The organism is Mesorhizobium sp. M1A.F.Ca.IN.020.06.1.1, from assembly GCF_004023265.1.
Taxonomy (GTDB): domain Bacteria; phylum Pseudomonadota; class Alphaproteobacteria; order Rhizobiales; family Rhizobiaceae; genus Mesorhizobium.
Genome location: NZ_RZSR01000133.1, coordinates 1 through 9031 on the forward strand (window position 1 = coordinate 1; position 9031 = coordinate 9031).

Consider the following 9031-nt stretch of genomic DNA (forward strand, 5'->3'; position numbering starts at 1 on the left):
GTTTTCGCCGGCGCCCTCCGCAAGCAGGCCCAGGGAAGCCACGGCCACGTCGTTGAAGGTGCAGAAGCCCGCGCCTTGGGCACGCCTGGCATGGTGGCTACCGCCGGCGGCGTTGCAGGCTATGCCGTGTTTCAGCGCCAGCCGCGCCGCCAGCACCGTGCCTGCCGTTGCTAGCTGCGCTCTCAATGACACGCGCTGGCTGACCGGGAAGCCGATCTCGCGCTCGATCTTTTCAGGCACCTCGCAAGCGAGCACCTCGTCGACATAGCCGGCCTCGTGCGCGAGCTTGAGCCACGCCGCCGGCGCCCGTTCCGGCATCGAAAGCGCTCCCGCTGCTGCCAGCCCGCGGCTGTGCAAAGCCTCCATCAGCAACGGATATTTGCTCATCGGAAAGCGGTGATTGACGGCAAAGCCGGCGTCGTAGTCGGGATGGTGGACGATCTGCAAAGGCATGATGGGGCGGCCTGCGCCAGAGCTGGAATTCGGTTGGCCGTCACCCGATGGCGATTGCGCGGCAGCGGCAAACTGGGGCACATCGGCCGTTCTAGCAAGCCGCAATGAGCAAGGCAGCAATCCTTGGACAAGGGTGCGACCCACATCAACGCCGGGACCTTCATCGTCACCAACCGGTCGGTGCTGGCGATCGCTGTGCCGATGACCCTTGCCTATCTGACGACGCCGCTGCTCGGCATCGTCGACACCGCGGTGATCGGGCAGTTCGGCGATGCGGCTCTTCTCGGCGGACTGGCGGCAGGCGCGCTGGTCTTCGACGTCGTCTTCACCACCTTCAACTTCCTGCGCTCCGGCACCACCGGCCTCGTCGCTCAGGCTTTCGGACGCGGCGATCCGCTGGAGGAGCAGGCGGTGCTCTGGCGGGCCGTGCTGATCGCGGTCGTCGCCGGCGTGGTGCTTGCAGCACTTGCGCCGCTGTTTGCGATAGGCGGCCAGTGGTTCATGGGCGCCGAGCCGCGTGTCAGCGCGGCGATGTCGGTCTATATCCGCATCAGGCTCATTGCCGCGCCCTTCTCGCTCATCAACTACGCCATTTTGGGCTACGTTCTGGGGCGTGGCGAGGGCGGGATAGGGCTGATGTTGCAGGCCGTGCTCAACGGCATCAACATCCTGCTCTGCTTCCTGCTCGGCCTCGAGCTCGGCTGGGGCGTGGCGGGCGTTGCCTGGGCGACCGTCACCGGCGAGTTCCTGGCCATGATGCTCGGCCTTGCCATCGTGCTGAGGCGGTTCCGCAAGCTGGAGCGGCCGTCACGCCGGCGCATCCTCGACCTGCCGGCCTACTTGCGCATGCTGTCGCTCAACCGCGATATCATGATCCGTTCCTTCTCGCTGCTTGCCGCCTTCGCGCTGTTCACCAGGCAGGGCGCGCAGTTTGGCACGGTGACGCTCGCCGCCAACGCCGTGCTGATGAACTTCTTCCTCGTCGCCGGCTATTTCCTGGACGGATTTGCCACCGCAGCCGAGCAATTGGCAGGCCGCGCCATCGGCGCGCATGCGGCCACCCCTTTCCGGCAAGCTGTCCGGCTGACGCTGATCTGGGGCGTTGGCCTGGCGGCTGCCGCCAGTCTTATCCTGCTGACGGCCGGCGCACAGCTGGTGGCGATGGTGACGACCGCTCCGGAAGTCCGCGCGGTCGCCGACACTTATCTGCCCTGGGCGGCCTTCACCGCGCTGAGCGGCGTGCTCGCCTTTCAGATGGACGGCGTCTTCATCGGCGCCACCTGGTCGCGCGACATGCGCAACATGATGCTCCTGTCTTTCCTGGCCTTCGCCGCGGCACTGATCACGCTGGCACCCGCCTTCGGCAACAACGGCCTATGGGCCGCGCTGCACGTCTTTTTGCTGGTGCGGGGTTTCAGCCTGCTTGCGGTGCTGAGGCTCAGGATGCGCACGGCATTCAGCTGATCGGCTTTGAAGCCCAGCGCTCGCAAGCCGAGTCGCGCAAATCCTGGATCGAGCCAAGCCGCTCGCGCTCCACAAACCGCGCCATGCCGGCAACGATGCGGCCAGGCAGCGCCGGGCCGGCATAGATCATGCCGGTATAGAGCTGGACGAGATCGGCGCCGGCGCGGATCTTCTCCAGCGCGGTTTCCGCCGAGTCGACGCCGCCGACCCCAACGATCGTCACTTGTGAGCCGAGCAGCTTGCGCATCCGGGCGAGTACCGCCGTCGAGCGCTCGAAAAGCGGCTTGCCTGACAGCCCGCCGGCTTCGCCGGCCAGACTTGCGCTGCGCAACCCGACCCGGGCAAGCGTCGTGTTGGAGACGATGACCCCGTCGATCTTTTTCTCGATGACTTCGGCGGCGATGTCTTCCAGTTCCGCTTCGACGAGGTCCGGCGCGATCTTGAGGAAGATGGGCGGCTGAACCGACGCAGCCGCGCGCGCCGCCACCACGCGCGACAGGAGTTCGCCCAGTTGCTCGCGCGCCTGCATGTTGCGCAGGCCCGGCGTGTTGGGCGAGGAGATGTTGACCGTCAGATAACTGGCATGAGCCGCGAAGCGGGCGACGCCGCGCTCATAGTCGGCAATGCGGTCGGCGCTGTCCTTGTTGGCGCCGATGTTGACGCCGACAATACCCGGCCGCCCTTTGCGCGCGGCAAGCCGTCTTTCGGCGGCCCCATGCCCTTCATTGTTGAAGCCGAGCCGGTTAATCACCGCTTCGTCCGCGGTCAGCCGGAAGATGCGCGGCTTTGGATTGCCCGATTGCGGCAGCGGCGTGATGGTGCCGACCTCGGCGAAGCCGAAGCCAAGTTTGAGCAGCGCGTCCGGCACTTCGGCGTTCTTGTCGTAGCCGGCCGCCATGCCGAGCGGGTTCGGAAAATCGAGCCCGCAGACGCTGACCTCGAGCCGCGCGTCGCGCGGGGGAGGCGAGGCGGCCGGCAGGCCGCAGCGCAAAGCCGCGATCGACAGGCCATGCGCCGTTTCCGGGTCGAACGAGAAAAGCAGCTTTTGGCCGATCCGGTCGAGCACGCTCATTCGTCCTCCAGCGGCGGGAATTCGTGGCCGTCGGCGCCGAGCGGCAACGGCCTCACCCAGAGAACGGCGTCGAGGGCGAGCGCGGCGTAGAGATGCGGGAACAGGGCGCCGCCGCGCGACACCTCGTATTTCAGCGCGTCGCCCAGCTTTGCCGCGTCGACAGCGATGAGAAGCAGGTCCGCCTGGCCGGCGAAATGCTTGGCCGCCGTCTCGCGCACTTGAGTTGCGGTGGAAAAGTGGATGAAGCCGTCGGCGATGTCGATCGGCGCCCCGGTGAAGCGGCCGTTCCGTTCCGCTTCGCGCCACATGGCTTCAGGCGCGATCTTGTAGATAAACTGAGACATTGGCGCGCTATAGTCCGAACGATCCATGGGGGAAAGGGTGCTTGCGAACTCTTCCCCATTTCAGGCGCAAACCTGTGATATTGTTCGCACAACGGCTCATGGAGGATAACATGCGTCTGCAGCACATTCTAATCCCGGCGGCGCTTTGCTCGCTGGTCGCCGCATCGGCCTATTCCGAGGAGACGGACCGCTATCGGCTCGAAAAGTCCGCCAACGGCTATGTCCGCATGGACACCCAGACCGGCGCCATGTCGATCTGCGAGGAGCGCTCCGGCCAGCTCGTCTGCAAGTTGGCCGCCGACGAGCGCTCCGCCTTCCAGGACGAGATCGACCGGCTGCAGAGCACGGTGAAGGCACTCGACGAGCGCGTCGCGAAGCTCGAGAACTCGCTCTCGGCCCGGCTGGAGTCCCAACTGCCGAGCGAGGAGGATTTCAACAAGACGATGAGCTACATGGAGCGCTTCTTCCGCAGCTTCATGGATATCGTCAAGGACATCGACAGGCAGGAAGGCGACGGTGGCGCAAAGCCCAGCCCGCAAAAGACCTGAGCTCCCGGGAAAAAGCCTGCGCGCGCGGCCTTTGCTGCTTGAAAACGCGCCGCGCCGCCGCATAATCGTTCCGATCCCCTAAGAAAGCACTCAGTCAGCAATGGGATCCGGGGAGGAGTATTTGCCGTCGGGCCACACTTTCGTCATTGCCGACGACCATCCGCTGTTTCGCGGCGCGCTGAAGGAAGCGCTCGCCGGCATAGGCGACGTCGCCGCCATCCATGAGGCCGGCGATTTCGAAAGCGCCAAGGCGCTGGTCGTCGCCAATGAAGACATCGACATGGTGCTGCTCGATCTGTCGATGCCGGGCGCCAGCGGCCTGTCCGGACTGATCTCGCTGCGCGGCATCCATGCCTCGGTGCCGCTGGTGGTGGTGTCGGCTCATGACGATCCAGCCACCATCCGCCGCGCGCTCGATCTCGGCGCGTCCGGCTTCATCTCCAAATCGGCAAGCATGGAGGAGATACGCAGCGCCGTCCTGACCGTGCTTGCCGGCGATATCGCAGCACCCGCCGGCATCGAGCTCGGCGTCGAGCGCGACCCGGAGATTTCCGATCTGATCAAGCGCCTGCAGGCGCTGACGCCGCAGCAGACGAGGGTGCTCGGCATGTTGGCCGAAGGCCTGCTCAACAAGCAGATCGCCTATGAGCTCGGCGTCTCCGAAGCCACCATCAAGGCGCATGTCTCGGCTATATTGCAGAAGCTCGGCGTCGACAGCCGCACCCAGGCGGTCATCCAGCTTTCCAAGATCGGCGGCGACCCGCTGCAGCCGGTGAGCTGATCATTCCGCCGCGGGCGCCAGTGCCCTGACGCGCGCCATCATCGAGCGCAGCACGGCAGGCTTCAGCGGCTTGTTGATCACCGGCACATCAAGCAGACCAGCAGCAGTGCGCACCTCGCTGGAGCGGTCTGCGGTGACCAGCACGCAGGGCAGATCCTTGCCGTAGGCGGCGCGCAGCCTGGCGATGGCGTCGAGCCCGGTACCGCCGTCGAGATGATAGTCGGCGAGCACCACATCCGGCCTTGCCGCACCCGGGCGCATCAGGTCCTGCGATCCCGAAGCGGTCTCGACGCTGCAGCCCCAGCCTTCGAGCAGCAGGCGCATGCCGTCGAGGATGCGCGCGTCATTGTCGATGCACAGCACATTGAGTCCGGCAAGTGAGGATGGCGCGCGCGCGGAGGCCTTTCCCGTCTCGCGCGGCGGCGCCGCGATCGCGGCGACCGGCAGGATGACGGAAAAACGCGTGCCCTTGCCGGGGCTGGAGAAGATGCGGATCTCGAGCCTGAGAACCCTGGCGATGCGGTCGACGATGGAAAGGCCAAGGCCAAGGCCTTCGGCCTCGCGAGCGCCCTCGTCCAACCGGGTGAATTCGTGGAAGACGGTGTTCAGCTTGTCGGCGGCAATGCCGATGCCGGTGTCGATCACCTGGATCTCGGCCAGCTCGCCGCGCCTTCTCACGCCGACCAATATGCGGCCTTCGCGCGTGTATTTGATCGCATTGGAAACGAGGTTCTGGATCAGCCGGCGAAGCAAATTGCGGTCGGTCATCACGCCGAGCGACGACGGCATGATTTTCAGGCCGAGCTTCTTTTCGGCGGCGAGCGGGCGAAAATCGTTGCCGATCTGGCCAAGCAGCCCGCCGAGGCTGAAGGCGGTGTCCTCGGGCTTCAACGCGCCGGCGTCGAGCCGCGATATGTCGAGCACCGCGCCGAGGATGGTCTCGACCGATTCCAGTGAGGATTCAATGTTGGTCGCGGCCCTGCCGGCCGGCCCCTTGCCGGCCTTCTCGATCAGCGAGGAGCAATAGAGCCTGGCGGCGTTGAGCGGCTGCAGGATGTCGTGGCCCGCGGAGGCGAGGAAGCGCGTCTTGCTGAGATTGGCCTCCTCGGCAAGCATCTGCGCCTGCGCCAGCTCCTCGTTGACGCGGGTGAGCTCGGCGGTGCGGCTCCTGACCCGCTGCTCCAGCGATTCATTGGCCCGCTTCAGCGCCAGGTCCTGCTCGACGCGGCCGGAAATGTCGGCATAGGTGGCGACGATGCCGCCGTCGGGCATCGGGTTGGAACGCAGCTCCAGGATGCGGCCGCTGGTCCTGAGCTCCATCTGCCAAGGACCGACGAAGCTGGTCAGCCGGTTGAGCATCGTCACCCGCTGGTCGGCGGCGATATCGCCGCGCTCGGCCAGATGCCGCAGGATCTGGTCGAGCGACACGCCCACTTGGCCCATCTCGTCGGGCAGGTCGAACAGCGCCCGGTATTGCCGGTTCCAGCAGATCAGCCGCAAATCTCGGTCGAAGACGGTGATGCCCTGCTCCATCTGGTCGAGCGCGATCTGCAGCAGGTCGCGGTTGTGCTGCAGCGCCTCGGTGGCGTCGTCGAGCAGCCGGAAGGCATCCGTGGAGTCGCGGTCGTTGCGGCGGAACAGCAGCGACAGGATAAGCCGCGCCGACGACGAGCCCACGGCGCTCGCCAGCAACTGCTCCGAGAAACGGATGACGTCCATGCTGGCCTGTTCCTTGCCGTGCAGGGAGACGTTCGCGTTCTTCTCGAAGGACTGGAAGGAGCGCTCGGTGCGCTCGACGCCGAGATAGCGGGAAATCGTGTCCTTGAGGTCGTTGACCGTGACCGCGGTGCGGAAGCGGCGCAGGCTTGGCATCGGCCCCGCCTCGCGCGGCACGAAGATCGCCGCCTGGATGCGCTCCAGCGGCACCGATGCGCGCGACAGCGAACCCATCACGAAGAACAGCGTGTTGACTGACAGGCTCCACAGCACGCCGTGGTTCAGCGGCTCGCCGACGGTGCCGAACAGCGCCTGGGGTCTCAGCGCCTCGAAGCCGAACAGTCCATGGACGACAAAGTCGGAGCCGGGACCGACGAGGGAAGGGAGCAGCAGCGTGTAACCCCAGACCGCGATGCCGGCGACCATGCCGAGCGCGGCGCCCCGGCCATTGGCGCGGCGCCAGATCAGCCCGCCGACCAGGGCGGGCGCGAATTGCGCGATCGCTGCGAAGGACATCAGCCCGATCGAGGACAGCCGCGCGCTGTTGGTGCTCTCGCGGTAATAGAGGAAGGCGATGAACAGCATGATGAAAATCGACGCTCGCCGAACGTTCAGGATCAGCGTCGACCAGTCTTCGTTCTCCGAAGAAGTGGTCTTGAGCAATCGACGCACGAACAGCGGGATGACGAGGTCGTTGGAAATCATGATCGACAGCGCCACGCTCTCGACGATGACCATGGCGGTGGCCGCCGACAGGCCGCCGATGAAGGCGATCATCGCCAGCACGTCGTGGCCGCTGAATAGCGGCAGCGACAGGACGTAGAGGTCGCTGCTGGTCCTTGCGCCGACCAGCGACAGCCCGGCAAAGGCGATCGGCAGGACGAAGAGGTTGATCGCCACGAGATAGAGCGGAAACACCCAGGTCGCGGTGCGCAGCTCGGCCTCGCTGCGATTCTCGACGATGGTGACGTAGAACTGGCGCGGCAGCATCAGGATGGCGAAGCCGCTCAAGGTCGTCAGCACCAGCCAGGTGACCAAGGACGTGTTGTAGCCCATCGCCTGGCGCACCTCGGCATTCGCCCCGAGCGTCGCCAGCATGTCGCCGGGGCCGCCGAAGATGAGAAACGTGACCATAAGGCCTATGGCGAGGAAGGCGGCGAGCTTGACCACCGTCTCGACCGCGACCGCCAGCACCAGCCCGTCCTGGTGCTCGGTGGCGTCGGCGTGGCGGGTGCCGAACAGGACCGCAAACAGCGCCAGCAGCATCGCCACCACCAGCGAGATGTCGCTTACAAAAGGATCAAAGGAAGGCGGCGATCCCGTATAGTGCTCGATCATCAGGCTGACCGAGCCGGAGATCGCCTTGAGCTGCAGCGCGATATAGGGCACGGCGCCGACCGTGGCGATCAGGGTCGCGATCGCCGCGACGGCAAAACTCTTGCCGTAGCGGGCGCCGAGAAAGTCCGCAATCGAGGTGATCTTTTCGCTCTTTGCCAGCCGGACGATGCGGTTGAGCAGCGGGAAGCCGAACACGAAGACCAGCACCGGGCCGGTGTAGATGCCGAGGAATTCGAGACCCCGCTCGGAGGAGAGCCCGACCGAGCCGAAGAAGGTCCAGGAGGTGCAGTAGATGGCGAGGCTGAGCGCATAAATGGAGGGCCGTGCGCGGCCGAGTCCGGCTGCCACGGAGCGCCGGTCGCCGACGCTGGCGATGGCAAAAAGCAGCGTCACATAGGCGATCGCGATGATGACGACGAACCAGCCTTGCACGGTTCGAACTTCCTTCCTGACCGGCTGCTCGTCCGGTTATCAAACGCAACCACAGCTTTGACGCCAAGTCCACCGCGGCTTTCGGCGCATAGGTGCTTGGTGACGCCCAGAAGCGCGAACCGGTTAGGCACAAACCGGCGGCTCCGACCTTTTTCCGGTTTTGCAACTGGGGGTTTTTGTTATTGTGGCTTCGGGGCCGGCGCCGGAGAGCCGGGGCGGCAGCGCGGCCCGTTATGGCAAGGAGGGTCGGATGCTGAAAGAATTCCAGGAATTCATCTCCAAGGGCAATGTGATGGACTTGGCCGTCGCCGTCATCATCGGCGCCGCCTTCGGCAAGATCGTCGATTCGCTGGTCAATGACATCATCATGCCGATCATCGGCGCGATTTTCGGCGGGCTTGACTTCAACAATTACTTCTTTGGGCTGTCCTCCAATGTGCACTCGGCCACGCTGGCCGAAGCCAAGAAAGAGGGCGCCGTTTTCGCTTATGGCAGCTTCATCACCGTCGTGCTGAATTTTCTGATCCTCGCCTTCATCATTTTCCTGATGGTCAAGGCGGTGAACAATCTGCGCAGGCGGCTGGAGCGAGAGAAGCCCGCGCCTGCCGCGGCGCCGCCGCCGGCGGATGTCCAGCTTCTGACCGAAATCCGCGACCTGCTCGCCAGGAAATAACGCATCCAACGTTCTTTGCTGGACCAAAACCCCGGCCGCTTGCGGCTGGGGTTTTCTGTTCGGTGATCTGGTAAGAGCGCAGCAAAACGAGCACGGATTTTGTCCATGACCCTGATTGAGACCTTGCGCGCCGAAGCCCGTGCTGCCCCCGAAAGCGGCATTGTCGCCGTCGTCAATCACGGCCGCTTGCGCGAAGGCCTGATCCCGCTC

Annotated in this window: 7 protein-coding genes and 1 pseudogene; 4 read left to right on the top strand and 4 right to left on the bottom strand. The window is 65.1% G+C overall.

Features of this window, described 5'->3' with window-relative positions; all coding sequences use genetic code 11:
* A pseudogene (locus tag EOA60_RS08650) lies at window positions 1–453 on the bottom strand (histone deacetylase); the annotation flags it as partial.
* A 123-nt stretch (window positions 454–576) separates the two neighbouring features.
* Here EOA60_RS08650 and EOA60_RS08655 point away from each other — a divergent pair.
* Window positions 577–1917 carry an MATE family efflux transporter gene (locus tag EOA60_RS08655; protein WP_164748406.1) on the top strand — a complete coding sequence of 447 codons (1341 nt, stop codon included), beginning with the start codon at window positions 577–579 and terminating at the stop codon, window positions 1915–1917.
* Here the strand turns inward: EOA60_RS08655 and EOA60_RS08660 are convergent.
* Both EOA60_RS08660 and EOA60_RS08665 read right to left on the bottom strand, forming a co-directional pair.
* Window positions 1910–2989, bottom strand: coding sequence for a quinone-dependent dihydroorotate dehydrogenase (locus EOA60_RS08660; protein WP_095826056.1), 1080 nt, complete (start codon window positions 2987–2989; stop codon window positions 1910–1912). The two genes, EOA60_RS08655 and EOA60_RS08660, sit on opposite strands and share 8 nt — an antisense overlap.
* On the bottom strand, window positions 2986–3333 hold the full coding sequence (locus EOA60_RS08665) for a DUF952 domain-containing protein (RefSeq protein WP_095826055.1): 348 nt from the start codon (window positions 3331–3333) through the stop codon (window positions 2986–2988). Before EOA60_RS08665 ends, EOA60_RS08660 begins: the two co-directional genes overlap by 4 nt.
* A gap of 110 nt (window positions 3334–3443) precedes the next feature.
* On the opposite strand from EOA60_RS08665, the gene EOA60_RS08670 reads away from it, so the two are divergent.
* The gene (locus tag EOA60_RS08670; protein WP_095826081.1) at window positions 3444–3881 is read left to right on the top strand and encodes a hypothetical protein; all 438 of its coding nucleotides are present in this window, start codon (window positions 3444–3446) and stop codon (window positions 3879–3881) included.
* 121 nt (window positions 3882–4002) lie between these two features.
* A complete protein-coding gene (locus EOA60_RS08675; RefSeq protein WP_066996819.1) occupies window positions 4003–4662 on the top strand; it encodes a response regulator transcription factor in 660 nt (219 codons plus the stop codon).
* Here the strand turns inward: EOA60_RS08675 and EOA60_RS08680 are convergent, their stop codons facing one another.
* Window positions 4663–8148, bottom strand: a complete 3486-nt coding sequence (locus EOA60_RS08680) for a PAS domain-containing hybrid sensor histidine kinase/response regulator (RefSeq protein WP_128311243.1) — start codon at window positions 8146–8148, stop codon at window positions 4663–4665.
* 250 nt (window positions 8149–8398) lie between these two features.
* Between EOA60_RS08680 and mscL the strand changes: the two genes are divergently transcribed.
* Entirely contained in the window at window positions 8399–8821 is a 423-nt protein-coding gene (gene mscL, locus EOA60_RS08685) for a large conductance mechanosensitive channel protein MscL (RefSeq protein ID WP_095777596.1), read from the top strand.
* The last annotated feature ends 210 nt before the right edge of the window (window positions 8822–9031 follow it).